Below are 18,994 nucleotides of genomic sequence, written 5' to 3'. Positions count from 1 at the left end.
TAACCAGGATCTTATTATTTCAGGCAGACTAGAAGCTGTATCTGCAGCCGATCTGGAACTGGAAAGGAGTACCGGTAGGCTCCACGGAGCCGTCTGTATTTACGCCGTAGTTAAAGCGCTGATTAGCCACGTCAAAGCCTTCTCTTTTATAGAGTCCCTGGTTGCCGAGGGTTTTATACGTCCCCCATTTTTTATTGAAGAAGTTGGCCACGTTAAACAGGTCGGCCGAAACTTCGAAGCCCTGTTTTTTTGTTTTGCCGAAGGAGAACTTCTTGCTCGCCCGCAGATCGAAAGTGCCATAGAAGCCGTTGATACCGCCGTTTCTTTCCGCCATTCTGCCTGCATACCTCAGGATATAGTCCTTGATGCTGGGGCTGGCTTTGGGATTGTTCAACACTGCCTGCAGGCCATCGCGCACGTTCTTGGGTACGGCGCTGTTGTTGGGATCGAAGATAAAAGCGAGATCGTTGGTACCGTTGACAAAATCACCGTTGCTGTTCACGCCGGACAGCAGGCTATAACGTGTACCGCCTATACCGGAATAACGTATGCCCAGGTTAAATCCTTTCCAGGTGGGAGACACCGCATAGAACACCACTTTGTGCCGGAACTGGTTGTCTGAATAAGTCATATTGCTCAGGTTCCGCGGGTCGTCTTTAACAGGCAGGGAAAGCGTAGCGGAATTGGCCACGTTGCCATTAAAAGAAGTATTGTCTTTTGTATCATTCCAGGTGTAGCTGAAGGACACTTCCCCATCTTTATAATAGTTGTAGGACAGATCCACCACTACTGCCATCTGATTCACCTTTCCATCGCTGTTCAATTCCAGTACGCGGCCCAGCTTGTTGCTGATACGGCCGTCTTTCCAGTTAGGGATACCGTCTTTAGTCATCGTGGCGAGCGGAACAAATACGCCGCGGTTGTCTTCCTCCTTCAGGGTAAAGAAAGGTGTTTTAGCCATATTGCGGTCTACATAAAAGTAATTGTTCCTTGCCAGTGTAAGGTATCCGGTGATGCCGGCTCTCAGCCTTTCGGTAATGAAGCGGGTATAGGATATATTGGCTTTATATACTACCGGCACTTTTGCATCGGGGCCGTTAGTATTGATGGTAGGAATCTGGGCCTGCGCCACTGTGGGTTTTGAAGCGGGGTTATTGCGGAACCCGGTGAAGTCCGCCGCCGGAACGTCGGCGCCTCTTACGTCCACGGTACCGAAATGTTTGCCGTCGAAGGTGAGGTTGTTGATCACCACATAGTTGTTGAGGTCGGAGGCAAATACGCCGGCGCCTAAACGAATATAGTCACGGTGTTTTTCCTGCACGTCCCAGGTCAACTGGAACCGTGGCTGGATGATAAAGGAGCGCAGTTTATTGTCTGTCCGCACCCCCAGCTCGTCAAACACCAACTGGTTGAACGGTGAAGTAGGGTAATGTGCGTAATCGCCCCGGAGACCGGCTGTAATTTCCATACCGGTGGCGATTTTCGTCTGCAGCTGTCCGTAAAAACCGACATTGAAGATTTTGGAAACCACGCTGGGATCGTCTACCAACGGTACTTCACGATAGAAATTATAGGGTGTGTTGGCCAGGAAAGCGGAAATGGTATTATAGTGAAAACGGCCGTTCACTTCACTGCCATACAGGGAGCGGGCATGCGTGTACATGAAGTCTACCCCGAATGTATAGCGGATGTTGTTGGTGTTGTAATACAGGTTGTTTACCAGCTGCAAAACGTTGTTTGTAAAAGTTTCCTGCGCGAAGCGATGCCCGCCGAACTCAACATTCGTAGAGCGGTTGCCGGTGGCGGTAACAGAACTAATGTTTTCTATGATGCCCCGGGGAATATTGGACTTAGGCAGCTGGTCACCGGGTTCGCTGCTCTGACGGGTATACAGGTGCTGAACTTTCAGTTCGTTCGTCAGTTTAGGGTTGATGGACGAACGCAGCGTTACGAGGAAGCTGTTGTCGAAGTTAAAATCATTCCCGGTTGATTCATACAGATTGATAGGCGTATTATCTACCAGGCCCAGCTTGTTGTTATCATTGGTGAGGTTATTACGGATGGTCAGCAGGTTGTTTTTGTTGAGCTGCCAGTCGAGGCGCAGAAATACGGCATCGGATATACGCTTTTTATCAAAAGATCCGTATTGTGCCTGCGTAGGTGATATGCCATATTTTTCCCTTCCTATCTGTACCACGGAATCCAGTTTGGCCCGGGTGATTTTGAAAAAGTCCTCATCTGCGGGCGTCTGTATGTCTGCAATCACCAGGGAGCGCTTGTCTACCTGGCGGTCCCAGGTAACAAAAAAGTGCAGCTTGTCTTTGATGATCGGTCCGCCCAGCGAGAAACCGAATTGGTAGGTAGAATAGTCGTTGGCGCGTTTGTTCCCTTTAATGTCGTACTGACTGGTAAGCCAGTTAGCCCGGCCAAAACCGAACACGGAACCGGTGAGGGTGTTGGTACCGGACTTGGTAACAGCGCTTACGGTACCGCCGCCGCTACGGCCATAGGTCACGTCGTATTGGTTGGTCACCACTTTGAACTCACGTACCGCCTCAATGGAAATGGAATACGGCGCGCCGCTGCGGCTGGTAGTGGCGCCGGCTGACGTGGGGTTCTTAGCGGTCATACCGTCGATAGAGAAGTTGGTGGAAGAGCCCAGCTGACCGGATATATTTCCGCCTCTGCTCAGCGGGGAAAGGTCCATCAGGTTGGCGAAATTGCGGCCGTTAACAGGCATCTTGTTCATCAGCTTGGGAGACACGGAGGTGGCCGCGCCCAGGTTCTCCACCTTGCCTTTTGCATTGGCATTGCCCGTCACCGTGATCCCTGCTATCTGCTTTACGCTGGAACCGAGCGTAAAGTTGACGCCTATCACATCGCCCTGGTTGAGATTATAGCCGGTCTTTTTCTCGTCTTCAAAGCCCATGTAACGGGCAACGATCGTATAAGGCCCGCCCAGTGGCAGCTCCTTGAATACAAAATCGCCTTTGACATTGGAGATGGTACGGCTGGTAAAACCGGTAGACTCGTTGCGGATGATCACCGAAGCGCCGGGCACCGGTTGTTTATTTTCGCCCGTAATAGTGCCCTGTATGGACGCCTGTGTGGTTTGGGCCTCCGCTGGCTGCAAAAAAAGGCTACATGTCAATACAGACAAGAAAAAAAGAAAGTGACAGACAGGTTTCATATGGTTTTGAAATTTTTCAGGTGGGTGAAAATAATTACAGCATTGTGAAAGTCACACCACTACGCCTATTCATAACGTAAAATTCACATTAACCCACAGAAAGGCGTTTCGCTTTTTGGTTGAATACGAATAGAAAAATAATAAATAAAAACCATAAAAGAAAACAAATAAAACAAATTGAAACAAATTCAGCGGTAAAACCGTGAAACACATTTTTTTAGTGATCTTCCAATATTTTCGTACTTTTTAGAGTTGACTACGGTCATGCGCATAGGAAATCCACTTAATTTGCACTAAATACAATACTATGAAAACAGGATTACGGCCAACGAAGGCTGACAAACGGATACTCAGGACCATAGCCCTGGGCCTTTTATTGCCTTCCGCCATGCTGTTGTTACACGCCTGCAACAACACCCCTCAGCATGAAACACCGAAAGGGCCTACCGCCGACAATGGCAACGCAGGCCTGGAATTACCTGCCGGATTCGGCGCCCTCCGCTTTGCTGACAGCACCGGCAACGCACGGCACCTGGCCGTAAATAAAAACGGCGTGGTATATGTAAAGCTGGAAAACCTGGTTAACGGCAACGGTATCGTAGTGCTGACCGACAAAAACGGCGATGGCCGGGCTGATGAACGGAATTCATTTGGCCCTTACGTTGGCACCGGTATCGGTATTAAAGACGGCTACCTGTATGCCTCTTCCAACACCAGCGTGTTCCGTTACAAGCTGAACGAGCAGCAGGAAGTCGCCGATCCCCAACATGCGGACACCATTGTCAGCGGCCTGATTGACCGCGGACAACACAATTCAAAATCCCTTGCGTTCGATAATAACGGTAACGTGTATGTGAATATCGGCGCCCCATCCAATGCCTGCCAGGAAAAAGACCGTACCAAAGGTTCTCCGGGCATGCAGCCCTGTCCCCTGCTGGATTCTGCCGGCGGTATCTGGCAGTTTAAAGCGGGCGAGCTCCACCAGGGCTATCATAATGGTAAACGCTACGCTACCGGTCTGCGCAACGTGGTAGGCCTCGACTGGAACAACCAGGCCAACACCCTCTTCGTAATGCAGCATGGCCGCGATAACCTGCATGACTTCTACCCCGAACTGTATGACGCTAAACAATCAGCCGAACTGCCTGCCGAAACCATGTACAAACTGCATGACGGCGCTAACTGCGGCTGGCCTTATATTTACTACGATCAGTTCCAGCAGAAAAAGATCGTTGCCCCTGAATATGGCGGCGACGGTAAAAAGGCCGTCACCGACAAATACGACGATCCGGTAGCCACCTTCCCGGGCCACCTGGCGCCTAACGGCTTGTTGTTCTACACCGGTAACATGTTCCCTGAACGTTACAGGAACGGCGCTTTCATAGCCTTCCACGGCTCCTGGAACAGGGCTCCGGAACCACAGCAAGGTTTCTTCGTGGCTTTTGTGCCGTTCAAAGACGGTGCTCCTTCCGGTAAATGGGAAGTATTTGCCAAAGGATTTGCAGGTAAAGACAATATCGCTGCTCCTGGTGATGCCGCCCACCGCCCCTGCGGACTGGCACAAGGCCCGGACGGCTCCCTGTACGTGTCTGATGATAAAATGGGTACTATCTACCGGATTATCTACAAACAACCATAACAACATGGCATAACGATAAAAAGACGCCTCCCTGTAAAGGAGGCGTCTTTTTTTATGATCTGTTGGCAGCCAGCCTTTTGAGCCGATCGTTCCAGTAACCTTCCGGCAGTTGTTGATCTATTCCTGCCTGTATCAATCGTAACTTTGCCGATACATCATAAAGTGGATGTGAAAAGAGTATCGTCAGTATTTGCTGTTGTAAGCGCTGCGTCGTTACCTCCTGTAACATTGCCTTCACACCCTCCGGATCACGCAGCACATAAAACACATACATATCGATGAAAAACTCCGCCATGTATTTGTGTTTACGGCGCCTGCGAACCGGATGAGCGAAACAGGCCTCGATATTTTGATCGGTGATGCTGCCATAGTATAACGATGCCTGTCCGCCAGGGTCATTCTCCCAGCTTTTCATCACATAAAACGGAAGACTTTTTTCCAGGAGCTGAAAAAACTTTCGCTGCTGGTTGCTATACAGGTCCAGGAAGGTCCAGGGACGGGCGAAGACCGTGGTTAGTGTATCCGTTCGTGTTACTTCCGGCAGCAGATCAGTATCTTCCTCAATACCGGTGCGCATTAACTGCAACAGGTCCAGCACCAGTTTTTGGGCGATTTTCAAATGAGCTTCCGGGAAGCCCGCCAACGCCTTATAGCCGGATAGTTGATTGAACATCGCCGTTATTTGTGCAGGCAGGTCTATCGGTTTTCCCTGGTAAAAAAAGCCGCTTTCCTCCAGGGAAAACCGTGCTATAAAATCTTCTGCGCAGGGGTGGAAAAAGAGCATCCGGCGTAAGAGCGTGGTATCCCGGAAATATTGCCGAAGAATCATCTGCTTGAAGCAAAATAACTTTAACCGCTGATCGATGAGATTTTTCTTTTTCCGGTAGCGGAATATATCCAGCAACACTTCCGAGAGGAAGAGCATGTCTTCTGTGATGGGATCCCCGGCCATTTCCCGGTATAATTCCGGCGTAATAAAAGCATCCAGGGGCATATCCTTCCAATACAGTTCAAACAGGCCCCGCACCGGCTTATTTATCAGTTGTTTATCTGATGATACAATCGTATTTTTTGTGCCCATGCCCCGTTGATCACGAAACATCAGCAACTCCATAACGCTTTCCATACCCCTAAATATAATTCATTCACTTTAATGCAAAGTTGTACCTTACATTATCGTGTAGCCGCTATTGTTATACCTATGTACTGTCGATTATTACTGATTTTTTTGTTGATGCCCTGCTGCTTGTTTGCACAGTCTACTTTACCCATGAAGGATTTTACGGAGATTGACAGTACCGCCCGCACCGTCCGGTATCACGGGGAGCTATATACGCTGACGCATCAGCTGACAGACCCATACCCTGACCAGCTATCGAAAACCAGGGCGCTGTTTATTTGGGTTACCCATAACATTGCCTACGACTACAAAGGATATAACCGCCTCAAAGAGGACAGAAAGTCCCGCCGGCAGGAAACCGAAGAAGAATTCCTGCGCCGGGTGCTAAAGCGCAGGAAAGCTGTCTGTGAAGGCTATGCGCGGCTGTTTCGGAAGCTGTGCAGCATAGCCGGCATCCGTTGTGAAGTGGTGGCCGGCTATACGAAAACGAAACCATATCAAATCGGGAACCTGGGTATCGCAGACCATGCCTGGAATGCCGTATACCTGGATACTGCCTGGTTTACCATGGACCCCACCTGGGCGGCAGGTAGTTGCGGTGAAGATGAAGAAACCGGTAAACTGACGCCCTTCAAACGGGAATTCAACAATTACTACTGGCAGGCTTCCGACAAGCAGTTTCACCGGAATCATTATCCGGAGGATAAAAAATGGGTATTTGAAAACAGTTATACGAAGGACAAATTTAAAGCTGCCCCATATATCTCCGCTACTGCCATCACCGACCTGGAGCTAATATCTCCGGCGGAAGGGATTATCCAGGCCCGTAAAGGAGATACCATCCATTTCCGGTTTCGTTACCGGGACCGGTTCGAATACCTGCAAGTCAATTCCAACGTATCCCGTAATCCGGCTGTACGCAGGCAGGAGAAGCTATCCCGCCGGCGTAGTATTTGGGTGACGGATACTGTGGCCCTGCGAAAACAGCGGTATATCTCCTTCCGCAAACAATTTACCCAATACGAGTTTGACTATGTGGTGACGGACGAATATGTCACTTACCTCGATATCCTGTTCGATTATGAACGCGCATTCCGCTACAAAGTGATGATTGACCGAACACCGGTATCAGCGGGTAAGTAAAGAGATCTGGTCGTTGCCGGTATATATCGCCACCATATCCCGTTGCGGACTGCAAACAATTTGTTGCGCCTTGATATGATGGATAATTGCGGAGGTCTGTTCACTGGTAGTCAGTTCCTTCAACTGGTCCACCACTTCACCGGTGCGGTAGTTGATGATTTTGGGGAATTGAAAAAAGTCCCAGGTATAGGTATCATCTATCGGAAAGATATTGCCAAATACCCCGTCTACCGTTACCGGTGCTGATAAACTATTCGTCTCAACATTCCAGATCGCGAGCTGTCCGGGTTGCAGCGCGCCGGCATTGTCCGCCTCCTCATCCATCAGGTCACTGTTATGGACAGCGCCGATCAGCACTTCCTGATTGTTAATAAACCCTGCTACACCTGCTTCTGCGGTTACGTCCGGGTATTTATCCGTCTTGTCCAGCAACAACGGATTTTGTAAACAGGCTTCAATATTAAATGCCAATACCATGTCCCAGGGATGCCATACCCAGCCTTTACTGATCAGCCATTTGTTATCGAGGCTTACTTCCAGGCGGGAGAAAAAGTAGTCCTGCGGATCGCGGCCTTCCACACGGGTGATCACCTCACCAGTTTCCACATCTTCAAAGTCCAGCTGGCAGTATTCTTCCGGGCAATGTGCCAGGTAGGTTCGCCCGTTGGCGACAAAAAACGCTGCCGGATATTCGTATACGTCTGCCTGATAGTAAGAGCGGTTTATTTCCCTCAACTGCCGGCCGTTTTTCAGTAATATTCCTTTGGTTCCCAGATTGGTACAGATGAATGCGTACTGACCATCTGCAGAAGTGATAGCAGCATTGAACTGGGAACCGTAATGCGGCAGATTAGCCGGCACAGGCCTGTCACCGTATAATTTTGCGCTACCGGTCGCCCAGTCTATGAGTGTATTTCCGCACCAGGATATGGTTGCGGTATAGGCCCTAATTGTCTGAAGTTTCATGGGTGGCTGCTTTTAGTGTAGCCACCAAAGATATTAAAAATCGCCTATAGCCGTGACTGTTAGCACAGCAGATCAATATCCTTTGCATCGCTGTAATAAATATTGATAATCAATATATTTTATATTATACTTAAAAGATTATAAAATAATTGTCCTAAATAGAAATAGTGGGTTGTCATCTTACCAAACAATATTATTCAAAATTTAAACGATAAAAAATGGAAGCAAGAATTTCCTACACAGATCTTGGTAAAGGTTTTACAGACGGGCTGTTTAAAAGTGGTGGTTATGTTCGTCAATCAGGACTTGACCCGAAATTGATTGAACTGATTAATACCCGTATGTCCCAAATCAATGGCTGCGCCTATTGCCTGGACATGCATTTCAAGGATGCGGTGCATCTGGGTGAAGATCCGCAAAGGCTTTATTCATTACCGGCGTGGAGGGAGTGCCCGTATTATACGGAAGCAGAGAGAGCTGTGCTGGCGTTTGCCGAAGCATTGAACGGCAGCCATATGAATGACGAAATTTTTAATGAAGTAGCGAAACATTTCAGCAAAGCACAGATTGCTGATATTTCCCTCGCAGTAGCCATGATAGGCACCTGGAATAAGCTGAATATTGCATTCCATACGGTACCGGGTGGATATCAGGTAGGTCAGCACGGCTGATCCACACATCGCAGTTCCTGGTTCCTCCGGGCCGGAGCCGGGGACTGCGATAACTTTATGCATACGTAATATCCCATACCACCGGCAAAATAAGCGGCTACATCGAGCCAGTCGCCCGTATAACGGGTGGAGTAAGCGGGCATCACCCATTCAAAAACAACCGCCACGTAGGCTGCAATAAAGAGTACATATCCCAGTGGCAGCTCATAATCACTATGCTTCACTATGAAGCGCCGCAGCACTACCCCGCAAATTTCCGCTATCAGGGGTACCACGATCAGATCCGTCAGATGACCGTTCACATAAGGGAGCGGCTGGCCCCGCCATCGGAAAATATGCACCAGCAGCCACAGGCTGGCACTGATACCGGATAGGTATAATAACCGTTTCATATTACAATGCAAAAGATACCGCAATGGCCAGCAGGGCTGTTACCGTGCCGGCTACGCCCAGAAAGGCCACAAAACCTGCCTGCTTCAGCGCTTTCATGCCCAGGGAATCGTCCGGTTTGATTGGCAATACACTTTCCCTCAACCGTTGGAGAAAGGATTTTTTCTCGTTGTCCTCTTCGTTCGTTGTGGTGTATTCGTTCATCGTTTTATTATTTTAGGTCAAATGTACTATTTTTTCAGATAACCACCAATATACTTATCCGCTGCGGTGAAAAGGGGTATGAAGACCGGGATTTTTCCCGTAGGTTAAAAAAAAGCAGCTATTTCGATCGCTATCCGCTAAAAAAGCCTTTATTTTATAGCCTCGTCCCTTTAACTGTCTCCAAGTTTCCATTCTGTGAACCATAACCCAATATATGAAGGGACTATTTGTTACCGTTACATTTTTCCTGCTATCCGGTAGATTATTGGCCTACAACTACGGAGAACACAAACTGATTGGCGACGCAGCATTTCTGCGGTTTATTCAATCATTGCCTGACAACAGTAAAGCGCAACTGCTACGTTATCTTGACATCCGCTCAGACGACAAAGGACGTTATTATTTCGGCACCTTCTGCGGGCCGGATCAGAGTCTTATTTCTTATGGCGTACTGAACGGCCTTAGCGGCGATCATGAACGTAATCCACTCTTGCTGGAAGAACAGCTTCACTACCAGCATTCCGTGATGGAGCGGATTATCCGGCTGCATAACCACTACATCGAAATGGGTTATACCGCGGCGCCGGATGGGAAGTTATCCAAACTGGATTTCAGCTACGCATTGAAAGCAGCGGTGAACCTCTCCCATTTTTATGAATACCGCAAAGGTTTTCCGGAACAGTTGCGGCACTTCAGCAAAAAGTCGATCCGCCTCTGTGAGAACCCCTCCCTGGTAGATAGTATTTTTAACAAACTGGGACGCACCAACGCTATTAACATGTATGTGACCCTGCATGTGCTGGCCATTGACCTGGCGGAACAAAGCGGGCTGCTCCTGCAACAGAATGAAACAGCCGCCCGGCAGCTGCTTTTCTATGCTATGTTGTTTAATGCTTTTGCCGATCATTTTCTGGAAGATGCTTTCTCGGCCGGGCACCTGGTGGTGAACCGCACCGTGTTTGAGTCCATCACCAACAACAAGTCACTGCATGACTTTTATAGCGCCAACGGCTGTACGGTGGTGAACCGTAAAGGCGAAATATGGCATGCCTATGGCGACGGGCAATTCAACAACCCTCAGCACAGCTGGCGCAGCGATAGTACGCTGACGGGTATACATTACACTACCTTCACTCCCGAGGCGGAACGTATCATTCATGCCGTGCAGCTATCGTTACAGGACCTGAGCGATGCCTTTCAACGGGGTGTTACCGGGGCATCCTTCACCCGTTTCCTGGATAAAATCCCCGATAACAAAGCCGATCAGCCGCTTTACCTGATCCATCACATCCCCAGCCTGGCCTGGGTACCTATTCCGTATCGCTCCAATATGGATGCGCTGTTTGATAGTTCCGGCAGCATTACCACGGCTATGCGGAAGGCTAATGAACCGTTGCGTTACCGCGACTTTGTCCGTAGCCGGGTGGGCAATTCCTTTGTGGTAGGCCTTATCAATCCTTTCTTCAGCGACCGTTACCTCAAAGGTCCCGAAATACGCATCAATGCAGGCAACTTCCTGCGACACTTTGACTACAACAGTGATGGCGGTAAAAGAGGACTGATGGACTACTGGATCGGCTATACGGTTTCGGCCAGTTTCGCGAACCTGAAAGATGATAAAGCGGAAAAAATCACCGAGGCGGCACAACAGGTCCGCATGGGTATCCGTGGCAACTTTGACTATTGGGTGAGCAACAAACGGTTCATCGGGTTGTACACGTATACAGAAGCAGGCGCTATGTTTACCCGCGCCAGGACCACTTTTGTTTTTGTGCCTTCTATCGGGATACAGTTATCATCCCTGCTGGCCATCAACATAGAAAAAATGCAAAGCTGGGCGCGTATTCCGCTGCAATACGTACTACCACTCAAACTACGGTATGGCGTTGTTATTTCAGGACACGATTCTCCCCGGTATTTCAGTTCGGCAGATATCGATATTTTATTATAACAGATACCCCACCGTGTCAGCCCTATACGGCAGACACGGTGGGATTACCGCCGCGTATATAGGGAAAGATAAATAATTAGGATACCTTGCAGGGATGAAATCCATGATCAACCTCACGGCTGATGCCCTGTTACAGTTACATGCAGCCGTGCTCTTCACCTACGATACCAACGGCAGCATGCTACAGGCCAACGAGCCCTGGGCGGATAAAGGTCCCGCCCCGCTGTTTTTTCTTGGGCAATCAGTAACAGGCATGTATATACGCCAATACCGCTACGATGTGCCGGAAACGATCGTACAACAGCTGGAAACGCTGGCTGTTACGATCACCGATGCACTACCCTATCAACAATTGCTGCAAACGGATAAAACCGAGGGTGGTCCGGCTTTCCTGGTACCGGAAAATTTCACGGCGGTTATTCCCGGCATTCCTCTCTCAACGGCACATGCGCCCCTGTTGGGACCTGAATTTGCCTGGCTGCTGCCGGAACTGGGCACCGTACAGCCCTGCGCAGGTGTTGTGATCAATGGACAAGTGGTGTCTGTTTGCCGGAGTGTACGTATTAGTGCCGAAGCACATGAAGCGGGGATTGAAACACTTCCCTCTTTCCGGGGACAAGGATATGCTGCCGCAGCCCTGGCTTGCTGGGCTGCGCTGGTACGCGATACCGGCGCACTTCCTTTGTACAGCACCTCCTGGCAAAACCAGGCCTCCCGCAGTGTCGCCAGGAAAGCAGGTCTTATTCACTACGGCAGTACCTTATCTGTTGGCTGAGTTTCGTATGTTTGCAGATTAATTGTTTGTTTTCACGATGAGACTAGCCATATTCGCCGATGTTCACGGCAAACTGCTGTTACCCTTTAAACTGGTGGATCTTTACCAGCAACAAACCGGGAAAAAAATTGACTTTATCCTGCAGTGCGGGGATATGGGCGCCTATCCGGACCTCCACAACCTCGATAAAGCCACGCTGAAACATGCGCGGCATAACCGCGACGAGCTGGGGTTTCATGATCATTTTGTAAAGGAAGATAAAACCATCCGGCAGTGGCTTGACCAGCTTAATATTGATATGATTTGTGTACGTGGCAATCACGAAGATCATGACTTCCTGGATAAATTAGAACAGGAGCATGCACGGCAGCCCCGTTTTCCCATTGATATATATCAGCGGATATTCGTATGCCGTTCCGGCATAAAACAGGAACTACGTACTCCCGATGAGGTGATACGCCTGGTGGGCATAGGTCGTATAGGCGACGCCAAAGGCAGAACAGACAAACGTTTTATCCAGGAGTATGAACAACGGGAAATCAAAAAACTGCTAAAAACAAATGATGCCATCGATGTGCTGATCACGCACGATAAAGACGACAGCAGTGAACGGGGGTATGGCATGCGGGCCATCCGTGAAGTACTGGATAATGTACCGGTCCGTTATCACTTCTACGGGCATACGGGAGAACCCTTCCGGCAAGAGCAGGACCTCAATGGTATTACCCGGTCAGTGAAGGTCAGTGAGCTGGAATATGGGTCCACTGGCATTTTACCGGAAGGGAGTATGTTAATATTGGAATACAGTAAAGAGGAACTTCAGCTGGAAGTTGTGAGCCAGCGGTTTACCAACCAGCTTACACAATACAACTGGAGAGACTGATTAAAGGTTCAGCCGCAGTCCTGCCGTGATGCTGAGATAACCCAGGTTCTCCTTGTTATCCTTGAGGTCCACACGGGTAGTAGCGCCATCAACACTTTGGTTATAGCTGCTAAGTACCCCGCCGATATAGGACAGCTGTGCGCCGGCATACAGTTTACGTACCAGGCGGATATCATAACCCAGGTCCACACCGGAACCCATGGTACCGCCGGTTAATTCCACAGGCCTGTTAGCTGCCATACCTTTGTCATGGTAACGGAGATACCCCAACGAAAGGCTGGCATGAAATGCCTGGCTGTCATCGCTGGTCAGGAAAACACGGCCGCCCATGGAAGCGGCGTAAAAACTGATAGCGATATTGTCTGATACATTGCCCCGCTGCACACCATTAGGTGTTTGTACCGGCATAACACCACTACCGGATGACTGAAAGCGGGCATATTTCAGACCGGCGCCCCATTCCTCACTAAAAAAGTATTGTGCATCCGCACTGATATTCAACCCGGATTTTAATCGTTTCATATAATCACGGGTTTCTCCGCTGATACCGGAAGCAATTTTACCAAGACGGTAGGCATACCCGCCATTGACGGCCAACCGGAAACGGGGCGCATCCTGTGCCTGTGTGCCCAATGCGAGCGCACTCATCATAAGTACAAGGGACCATTTTTTCATTGATAACAGTATAAAGTTGGTTAAAACAGATTGCAGGCAAATGCTACATATAATAACAGACCGCAATATTAGACATAAAAACGTACATTTTTATGCCTTTTACCAACAAGATAATCCGTGTAACGGGATACGCTATACGACGTTATCAACCAGGGAGATACTGCATCAATACAATGCCACAGTTGTACCGGATACTGTTTTTCAGCGTCATTTGCCGGTAATGAGAGAGGCCACCGAAGACCGGATCGCCATGCCCCAATGCCACGGGGTTCACAAAAAAGTGGTACTCGTCTATCAGGTTTTCTTTTATGAGCGCGGAAACAAAAGAGCTGCCGCCATACACAATAATGTCTTTTCCCGGCTGCTGTTTGAGGCGGTTTACTTCCGCCAGCTCATTGGCCACCGTGGTATTTTCCCAGATGGAGTGATCCATTGTTTTGCTGAACACCACCTTATTGGCCGCTACAATACGCGTGGCCACTTCATGCATAGGATCTTCCGGCCGGGTAAAAACATCCTGCCAGTACGGGATGTAATCCATCGCCAGTTTACGGCCAATCAGAATCGTATCGCAGGTGTCAAACAGGTCCAGTACCTGCGGACGAATTTCTTCCCAGGCCCAGGTAACCCAATGTTGTTCATCATTTGGACCGGTCGCCACAAAACCATCGAGGGAAATCTGCATTTGCAATTTCAGTTTTCTCATATGTTGTTTGTTTGATGGAGATAAAGATCCAGTTGATGGAAGGTAGCTCCGAAACCTTCGTGCATGCTGCCGTTAATGGACAGGAAGGCGGCCGTTTCTTCGGGACCGGCATTCACCGGCCGACCAGTAATCGACAGCAGCGTTTCCCCGTCTTCTTCCTGCAGTATAATCCGGTAAAGGATTTCCAGCGGGAAAGGCATGTCGAAGGGCGCTTTCACCACCTGCGCATTTTCATCTGCAAACGCGTTGGTAAATTCCAGCAAATGCGGAGGCTGAATATCCCGGAAAAGAAACCGGCCATAACTTACCGTACCATTACCTTCCATCCGGAAATGAAAAATACCACCGGGTCTGAAATCCAGGCTGACTACACTGTTACGGGTTTCTACCGGCCCCCACCACTGATTCAGCGCCGCTGCATCGGAAAATGCCTCAAATACCAGGGTACGCAGCGCTTTAAAGCGGTATTCCGCGCGAAAAATAGCATCACTCATCGTTTTGTCTTTTTATCCGTTTGTACTTGTTGCAGATAATTATCCAATGCCTTAAACTGTGTCGCCCAGAATTGCCGGCAGTGGTCCACCCAGGTGGTGACTTCCTCCAGTTGTTCCAGCCGCGCCTCGCAATACCGCTCCCTCCCCTGCTTTTTAATCACTACCAGTCCACATTCCGTCAGGATTTTAACGTGCAGGGATACCGCCTGACGGCTTACGTTAAAACTTTCCGCAATCGCGTTTACATGCAGCGGTTGGCGGGCTACCATGGCGATGATCTGCCGCCGTGTAGGATCGGCTATCGCCTGAAAAACATCTCGTCTGACTTCCATAAATACGCAAGCATTTGCTTGCAAATATATACGCAAGTATTCACTTGCGCAAATTTTTATTTTTAAAATCCGTATTTTAGGATGAGATAGTTAACTTAAAAGAAGATGATATTTATCCAACGTACCGTACCAACATTACTCCTGCTGCTATGTTTCGTTTTTAAGAGTCCTGCTCAGCACAAGCATGCCGAAGCCTGGATAAGAGCGATTGACAGCGGCGACAGCACGCAATTATTACAACTGGTGAAGCAGGGATACAGGACTAACGTCATTATCAGCTCTGACAGTATTGTTCACTATGGCACCCGGGGTAATCTACCGGTAAGGCTTACACGTTATACGCCGCTTAGTTACATCATGGACGATCATAAAACACCAGGGAATCATTTTTCTGATGGTTGTTCTCCGGAAAATAATGCTGATTGTATCCAACACAAAAAGGCTGCAATGGTATTACTGCTGGTACAACATGGTTACCGTCCGTCTGTAGAGGACCTGGAGTTATTGTTACTGGCCGGTTTTCGGTCCGATCAGTTCAGAGCGATTGTACGACAAGGGAAAGCAAATGTTCATGGAAAAAATCAAAGCCGGCTGGTGGCCGCTGCCATTTGGGGTAATTGCGAACCGGCGTTATCCAACTGGCTGACAACAACGGATCAGGAAAAACTATGATATTCATTAACCACTGCTACGGAAGCGGCTATACGATCTTCAGATGAAAATATTATCACTCGTTTTTCCCGTATTACTTTTCTGTACAGCAGTACAGGCGCAAGGTACCGTCAGCAACTATGCCTACAGGCGGTTCATTCCCAGCGGATGCGACGTGCGGGATATGGCCATTGGTGATCTTAACGGCGATCAGCTGACTGACCTGGTCCTGGTGCTACAATCCAAAAAAAAGGATCCTGCAGCATCCCGTACCCTTGTGATACTGGTAGACGACCCACAGCACCGCTGGTCACTCGCCGCCAGCAACAGTCATCTAATTCTCCCCAACGATATTGGCGGCGCCATGGGCGATCCTTATGGCAGAATAACGCTGGACCGTGGTTGTATTACCATAGAACAAAGCTATGGCAGCCGGGAAAAAACCCGCCTGGAGACAACCTTCTGTTATGTGCCGGCCAAAAAGGACTGGGTACTTTACAAAGAAGTCACCACGCGGGAAGATGCGCTGAATGCCGACGCCGCCAAGACGACCGTACTACAGGGAAAACAGCTGAGACCCATCAGTATAAAAGATTATACAGGACAACATTAGTCGCCTTTCCGCGGATGCTTTTCTTCGTATGCTTTAATCAGCTCCAGCGTATAGTCGCACGCGTTATGAACGGCATCCAATGCGCCGTGGCCCGGTACAATAACGGCGGGTTGCGGAAAGCGGCTTTTCAGTTTAAGCATGGAATTCCGCCAGGCGTAGGGTTTGGCATCTGAAAGGTTACCCAGGTCCCCGGCATCCGTGCCTTTAATAAAACAACCGCCATACAATACTTTATCTTCCGGCACCCAAACAACAATGTTATCCGTCGTGTGACCGGCGCCAGGGTAAAACACGTCCACAGCACGGTCTCCGTAGCGGAGCACGGTGTTGTCCGGTATCACGTAGGTAGCTTTCTCTGCTTTCTTTTGCCGGCAAAGCTCCAGTGTTTGTGCAGTAGAATAGGTCTTCACCCCTCTTGCCGCCAGGGCGGTGAGCCCCATGGTACGGTCTTCATGAAAATGTGTCGCAATGCAGGCGATCACTTTTTTGCCATGACGCTGCTGAATACTGTCCAATAAGGGAACAAGCTGCGTACTGTCCCAGGGTACGTCTATCATTACCACGCCTTTCCGGGTAACAATGTACATACTGTTGGACGGGAAACGGGAGCCGTCTCCCATGGTACCGTATGTCGTATATACGTAACAGTTACCCTTCAGGCGACTGATCTTCAGTGGTTCAGCGGGCGTTTGCGCTTTCGCCAGTGCTGGCAGCATGGCTATTAAAAGGGCGATGCCCGGTATATATTTAAATCGTTTCATGATTAACAGGATTTGATGTGCGTGCAGGCAGCTGCAATGTTAGCCAAGTTATTCCATTCCACAAAAACGCGCATTGCTGCTTAGTGATAAAAAGTACCATTATAGTGATAATTATTACCTTTTTGATGTAAGAAACCGGGGTAATTTTGACCCAGCATAAACATTCTCCCTGTATGCGAATTTTATTTTTGATGCTTTCAATGACGATTGCCATGACTACGTGAGCACAGTACAGGGACGAACACCATACCCTCTCCGGCGCATGCCCGGCAGCGTGGATTTAAAGAGATGGCCAGTATCCTGGAAAAGGCTGGTGCGAAATAATACATGCCACACCTGGAAAAACCGAAGAACCTAAGAAAAGTCAGTATGGATAATAAGGGTTAACCGATGACTTGTTACAACAAAAAAGCATAGCGCTATCAGCTATGCTTTTTCTTTTGTATGATATTGCGCTGTAATAGCGTACATCCCACCGGAACGATAAACGGAAGGACGTTCACCCAGGAAAGAAATATGGGAGAATCCGGTATCCATGAACAGCTGTTGCAGCGCTTTCCGCCGGATGGGATAAGGCACCCAGGGATTAGCAGCAGCCGTATCATATTCCACTATAATCCATTGGCCACCGGGCAATAGTTGCTTCGAGAGCCGCATTATCAATCCCGCCTTATCTTTTACATAATGCAGGGAATTAGCCATGAGTATACCTTGCAGGTCGGCCGGCAGTTTTCCCTGTACAAAATCGAGTTGCAGGGGAATGATTTTTTGTTGCTGCGGATTGGCATGCTTACTGAGCCGTACCGGCGCCTGATCCACCGCATAAATCGTGCTACCGGCGGGCAGCAGGTTTGCCAGCGCATAGGTAAACAATCCGCTGCCACAACCCAGATCTGCCCATGTACCGGCGCTGTAGGCGCCCTTAATTAATTGCATTGCGTCTTGCAGTTCCATGGAAGTTTTTTATTTCAGCAGCCTGAAATCGCTGGGCCGCATGTTGATCATTTGCTGAAAAGTATTACTGAAAGCGGTAATACCCGAATACCCCACTTCATAAGCCACTTCACTCACATTCATTTCTGTTTGTAACAACAGTTCCATCGCCCTTATCATCTTCAGCATTTTAACGTATTGCAGGAAAGAAGTGTTCAATGTTTGTTTAAACAACCGGGTCAGGTTACGCACGCTGTAACCAAAGCGGACCGCCACATCCGGCAACATAAGGGGCTCGCTTACATTCTCATGCAGGTAGCGGAGAATATCCTGGATGCGACTATCATCCGTAGTAGGCAACAGGATGGAAAAAGGCTGCCTACTGGTGTGCGGTAGTATATGCTTCAACGTTGTCAGCAGTTCATATCGCCAATTACCCGGCAGGATATTCCCCCGCCAGGAAGCCGAGTATTGCAGTATTTCATTCACCAGTCCCGTTACCGGATAAATGCTGAGACGCCCATAAAAAGGATGTCGGGCATCGTCTTCATCCATAAAATAAATATTATGGATCACCAGTGAAGAACTGTTGAATTTAATATTATGGTCCACTCCCGGCGGAATCCAGACATAATGCCGTGCGGGGATATAATACTGCTTGTCGTGTGTATTCAGATAAGCAATACCTCCTTCAACCAGCAATATCTGGCTTTTATCATGCCGATGCATAGGAAAGCGGTTTTCCAGCGGTTCATTCAACACATAAATGGAAACCGGGTTACTATCGATCTCCTTCCTGAATTTTTTGAACTCATTCATACGTGGCCAAAATTAGTAAATATTTGGCCTATTATATCAAATAAGACTTCCTCCGAGTGCCCAATTTTGCATTAATTA

General features: G+C 48.8%; 20 protein-coding genes. 8 read left to right on the top strand and 12 right to left on the bottom strand.

Going from position 1 to position 18,994, the window contains the following annotated elements; translation table 11 throughout:
• Nucleotides 1–28: 28 nt before the first annotated feature.
• Nucleotides 29–3,133, bottom strand: a complete 3,105-nt coding sequence (locus ICL07_RS22610; RefSeq protein ID WP_223152058.1) for a TonB-dependent receptor — start codon at nucleotides 3,131–3,133, stop codon at nucleotides 29–31.
• 364 nt (nucleotides 3,134–3,497) lie between these two features.
• On the opposite strand from ICL07_RS22610, the gene ICL07_RS22605 reads away from it, so the two are divergent.
• The gene (locus ICL07_RS22605; RefSeq protein WP_246485137.1) at nucleotides 3,498–4,829 is read left to right on the top strand and encodes a PQQ-dependent sugar dehydrogenase; all 1,332 of its coding nucleotides are present in this window, start codon (nucleotides 3,498–3,500) and stop codon (nucleotides 4,827–4,829) included.
• A 52-nt stretch (nucleotides 4,830–4,881) separates the two neighbouring features.
• On the opposite strand, the gene ICL07_RS22600 is transcribed toward ICL07_RS22605, so the two are convergent.
• Nucleotides 4,882–5,955 (bottom strand): hypothetical protein, encoded by a 1,074-nt coding sequence (locus ICL07_RS22600; protein WP_188090319.1) that lies wholly within the window; start codon nucleotides 5,953–5,955, stop codon nucleotides 4,882–4,884.
• A 144-nt stretch (nucleotides 5,956–6,099) separates the two neighbouring features.
• On the opposite strand from ICL07_RS22600, the gene ICL07_RS22595 reads away from it, so the two are divergent.
• On the top strand, nucleotides 6,100–7,092 hold the full coding sequence (locus ICL07_RS22595; RefSeq protein ID WP_188090318.1) for a transglutaminase domain-containing protein: 993 nt from the start codon (nucleotides 6,100–6,102) through the stop codon (nucleotides 7,090–7,092).
• Here ICL07_RS22595 and ICL07_RS22590 read toward each other — a convergent pair.
• Entirely contained in the window at nucleotides 7,078–8,058 is a 981-nt protein-coding gene (locus ICL07_RS22590) for a hypothetical protein (RefSeq protein WP_188090317.1), read from the bottom strand. The two genes, ICL07_RS22595 and ICL07_RS22590, sit on opposite strands and share 15 nt — an antisense overlap.
• A 218-nt stretch (nucleotides 8,059–8,276) precedes the next feature.
• On the opposite strand from ICL07_RS22590, the gene ICL07_RS22585 reads away from it, so the two are divergent.
• On the top strand, nucleotides 8,277–8,729 hold the full coding sequence (locus ICL07_RS22585; RefSeq protein WP_188090316.1) for a carboxymuconolactone decarboxylase family protein: 453 nt from the start codon (nucleotides 8,277–8,279) through the stop codon (nucleotides 8,727–8,729).
• Here ICL07_RS22585 and ICL07_RS22580 read toward each other — a convergent pair.
• Together ICL07_RS22580 and ICL07_RS22575 are read right to left on the bottom strand one after the other, a co-directional pair.
• On the bottom strand, nucleotides 8,717–9,121 hold the full coding sequence (locus tag ICL07_RS22580; RefSeq protein ID WP_188090315.1) for a hypothetical protein: 405 nt from the start codon (nucleotides 9,119–9,121) through the stop codon (nucleotides 8,717–8,719). The genes ICL07_RS22585 and ICL07_RS22580 overlap by 13 nt on opposite strands.
• A gap of 1 nt (nucleotide 9,122) precedes the next feature.
• Nucleotides 9,123–9,323: a hypothetical protein gene (locus tag ICL07_RS22575; RefSeq protein ID WP_188090314.1), complete on the bottom strand. Its 201-nt coding sequence runs from the start codon at nucleotides 9,321–9,323 to the stop codon at nucleotides 9,123–9,125.
• A 214-nt stretch (nucleotides 9,324–9,537) separates the two neighbouring features.
• Here ICL07_RS22575 and ICL07_RS22570 point away from each other — a divergent pair, with 214 nt between their 5' ends.
• From ICL07_RS22570 to ICL07_RS22560, 3 genes are all read left to right on the top strand, one after another.
• Complete coding sequence (locus tag ICL07_RS22570) at nucleotides 9,538–11,274, top strand: hypothetical protein (protein ID WP_188090313.1); 1,737 nt, start codon at nucleotides 9,538–9,540, stop codon at nucleotides 11,272–11,274.
• A 94-nt stretch (nucleotides 11,275–11,368) separates the two neighbouring features.
• Nucleotides 11,369–12,049 carry a GNAT family N-acetyltransferase gene (locus tag ICL07_RS22565; protein WP_188090312.1) on the top strand — a complete coding sequence of 227 codons (681 nt, stop codon included), beginning with the start codon at nucleotides 11,369–11,371 and terminating at the stop codon, nucleotides 12,047–12,049.
• 37 nt (nucleotides 12,050–12,086) lie between these two features.
• Nucleotides 12,087–12,932, top strand: coding sequence for a metallophosphoesterase family protein (locus ICL07_RS22560; protein WP_188090311.1), 846 nt, complete (start codon nucleotides 12,087–12,089; stop codon nucleotides 12,930–12,932).
• On the opposite strand, the gene ICL07_RS22555 is transcribed toward ICL07_RS22560, so the two are convergent.
• The 4 genes from ICL07_RS22555 to ICL07_RS22540 form a co-directional block, all read right to left on the bottom strand.
• On the bottom strand, nucleotides 12,933–13,583 hold the full coding sequence (locus ICL07_RS22555) for a hypothetical protein (protein WP_188090310.1): 651 nt from the start codon (nucleotides 13,581–13,583) through the stop codon (nucleotides 12,933–12,935). It lies immediately after the preceding gene.
• A gap of 169 nt (nucleotides 13,584–13,752) precedes the next feature.
• Nucleotides 13,753–14,313, bottom strand: coding sequence for a dihydrofolate reductase family protein (locus ICL07_RS22550; RefSeq protein WP_188090309.1), 561 nt, complete (start codon nucleotides 14,311–14,313; stop codon nucleotides 13,753–13,755).
• Nucleotides 14,310–14,807 (bottom strand): SRPBCC family protein, encoded by a 498-nt coding sequence (locus ICL07_RS22545; protein WP_188090308.1) that lies wholly within the window; start codon nucleotides 14,805–14,807, stop codon nucleotides 14,310–14,312. The genes ICL07_RS22550 and ICL07_RS22545 overlap by 4 nt, the downstream gene beginning before the upstream one ends.
• Nucleotides 14,804–15,139, bottom strand: coding sequence for an ArsR/SmtB family transcription factor (locus ICL07_RS22540; protein ID WP_188090307.1), 336 nt, complete (start codon nucleotides 15,137–15,139; stop codon nucleotides 14,804–14,806). Before ICL07_RS22540 ends, ICL07_RS22545 begins: the two co-directional genes overlap by 4 nt.
• A gap of 105 nt (nucleotides 15,140–15,244) precedes the next feature.
• Here ICL07_RS22540 and ICL07_RS22535 point away from each other — a divergent pair, with 105 nt between their 5' ends.
• The gene (locus ICL07_RS22535; RefSeq protein WP_188090306.1) at nucleotides 15,245–15,811 is read left to right on the top strand and encodes a hypothetical protein; all 567 of its coding nucleotides are present in this window, start codon (nucleotides 15,245–15,247) and stop codon (nucleotides 15,809–15,811) included.
• A gap of 43 nt (nucleotides 15,812–15,854) precedes the next feature.
• Nucleotides 15,855–16,403 carry a hypothetical protein gene (locus ICL07_RS22530; protein WP_188090305.1) on the top strand — a complete coding sequence of 183 codons (549 nt, stop codon included), beginning with the start codon at nucleotides 15,855–15,857 and terminating at the stop codon, nucleotides 16,401–16,403.
• On the opposite strand, the gene bla is transcribed toward ICL07_RS22530, so the two are convergent.
• The 3 genes from bla to ICL07_RS22515 all read right to left on the bottom strand — a co-directional run bounded on the left by bla (nucleotide 16,400) and on the right by ICL07_RS22515 (nucleotide 18,916).
• The gene (gene bla, locus ICL07_RS22525; protein ID WP_188090304.1) at nucleotides 16,400–17,164 is read right to left on the bottom strand and encodes a subclass B1 metallo-beta-lactamase; all 765 of its coding nucleotides are present in this window, start codon (nucleotides 17,162–17,164) and stop codon (nucleotides 16,400–16,402) included. The two genes, ICL07_RS22530 and bla, sit on opposite strands and share 4 nt — an antisense overlap.
• Before the next feature lie 426 nt (nucleotides 17,165–17,590).
• The gene (locus ICL07_RS22520) at nucleotides 17,591–18,118 is read right to left on the bottom strand and encodes a class I SAM-dependent methyltransferase (protein ID WP_188090303.1); all 528 of its coding nucleotides are present in this window, start codon (nucleotides 18,116–18,118) and stop codon (nucleotides 17,591–17,593) included.
• Nucleotides 18,119–18,127: 9 nt separating this feature from the next.
• Nucleotides 18,128–18,916 (bottom strand): AraC family transcriptional regulator, encoded by a 789-nt coding sequence (locus tag ICL07_RS22515; RefSeq protein WP_188090302.1) that lies wholly within the window; start codon nucleotides 18,914–18,916, stop codon nucleotides 18,128–18,130.
• Nucleotides 18,917–18,994: the final 78 nt, after the last annotated feature.

It is taken from the genome of Chitinophaga qingshengii, from assembly GCF_014529935.1.
Lineage (GTDB): Bacteria > Bacteroidota > Bacteroidia > Chitinophagales > Chitinophagaceae > Chitinophaga > Chitinophaga qingshengii.
This window is presented reverse-complemented; position numbering and strand designations above follow the sequence as displayed.

Bases quoted from the DNA above. Each gene is read 5' to 3' on its own strand.
- ICL07_RS22545 (WP_188090308.1), bottom strand. From the start codon at position 14,807: ATGAGTGATGCTATTTTTCGCGCGGAATACCGCTTTAAAGCGCTGCGT.
- ICL07_RS22600 (WP_188090319.1), bottom strand. From the start codon at position 5,955: ATGGAAAGCGTTATGGAGTTGCTGATGTTTCGTGATCAACGGGGCATG.
- ICL07_RS22520 (WP_188090303.1), bottom strand. From the start codon at position 18,118: ATGGAACTGCAAGACGCAATGCAATTAATTAAGGGCGCCTACAGCGCC.
- ICL07_RS22580 (WP_188090315.1), bottom strand. From the start codon at position 9,121: ATGAAACGGTTATTATACCTATCCGGTATCAGTGCCAGCCTGTGGCTG.
- ICL07_RS22570 (WP_188090313.1), top strand. From the start codon at position 9,538: ATGAAGGGACTATTTGTTACCGTTACATTTTTCCTGCTATCCGGTAGA.
- ICL07_RS22555 (WP_188090310.1), bottom strand. From the start codon at position 13,583: ATGATGAGTGCGCTCGCATTGGGCACACAGGCACAGGATGCGCCCCGT.
- ICL07_RS22560 (WP_188090311.1), top strand. From the start codon at position 12,087: ATGAGACTAGCCATATTCGCCGATGTTCACGGCAAACTGCTGTTACCC.
- ICL07_RS22530 (WP_188090305.1), top strand. From the start codon at position 15,855: ATGAAAATATTATCACTCGTTTTTCCCGTATTACTTTTCTGTACAGCA.
- ICL07_RS22535 (WP_188090306.1), top strand. From the start codon at position 15,245: ATGATATTTATCCAACGTACCGTACCAACATTACTCCTGCTGCTATGT.
- bla (WP_188090304.1), bottom strand. From the start codon at position 17,164: ATGAAACGATTTAAATATATACCGGGCATCGCCCTTTTAATAGCCATG.
- ICL07_RS22575 (WP_188090314.1), bottom strand. From the start codon at position 9,323: ATGAACGAATACACCACAACGAACGAAGAGGACAACGAGAAAAAATCC.
- ICL07_RS22595 (WP_188090318.1), top strand. From the start codon at position 6,100: ATGAAGGATTTTACGGAGATTGACAGTACCGCCCGCACCGTCCGGTAT.
- ICL07_RS22590 (WP_188090317.1), bottom strand. From the start codon at position 8,058: ATGAAACTTCAGACAATTAGGGCCTATACCGCAACCATATCCTGGTGC.
- ICL07_RS22550 (WP_188090309.1), bottom strand. From the start codon at position 14,313: ATGAGAAAACTGAAATTGCAAATGCAGATTTCCCTCGATGGTTTTGTG.
- ICL07_RS22605 (WP_246485137.1), top strand. From the start codon at position 3,498: ATGAAAACAGGATTACGGCCAACGAAGGCTGACAAACGGATACTCAGG.
- ICL07_RS22540 (WP_188090307.1), bottom strand. From the start codon at position 15,139: ATGGAAGTCAGACGAGATGTTTTTCAGGCGATAGCCGATCCTACACGG.
- ICL07_RS22565 (WP_188090312.1), top strand. From the start codon at position 11,369: ATGAAATCCATGATCAACCTCACGGCTGATGCCCTGTTACAGTTACAT.
- ICL07_RS22585 (WP_188090316.1), top strand. From the start codon at position 8,277: ATGGAAGCAAGAATTTCCTACACAGATCTTGGTAAAGGTTTTACAGAC.
- ICL07_RS22515 (WP_188090302.1), bottom strand. From the start codon at position 18,916: ATGAATGAGTTCAAAAAATTCAGGAAGGAGATCGATAGTAACCCGGTT.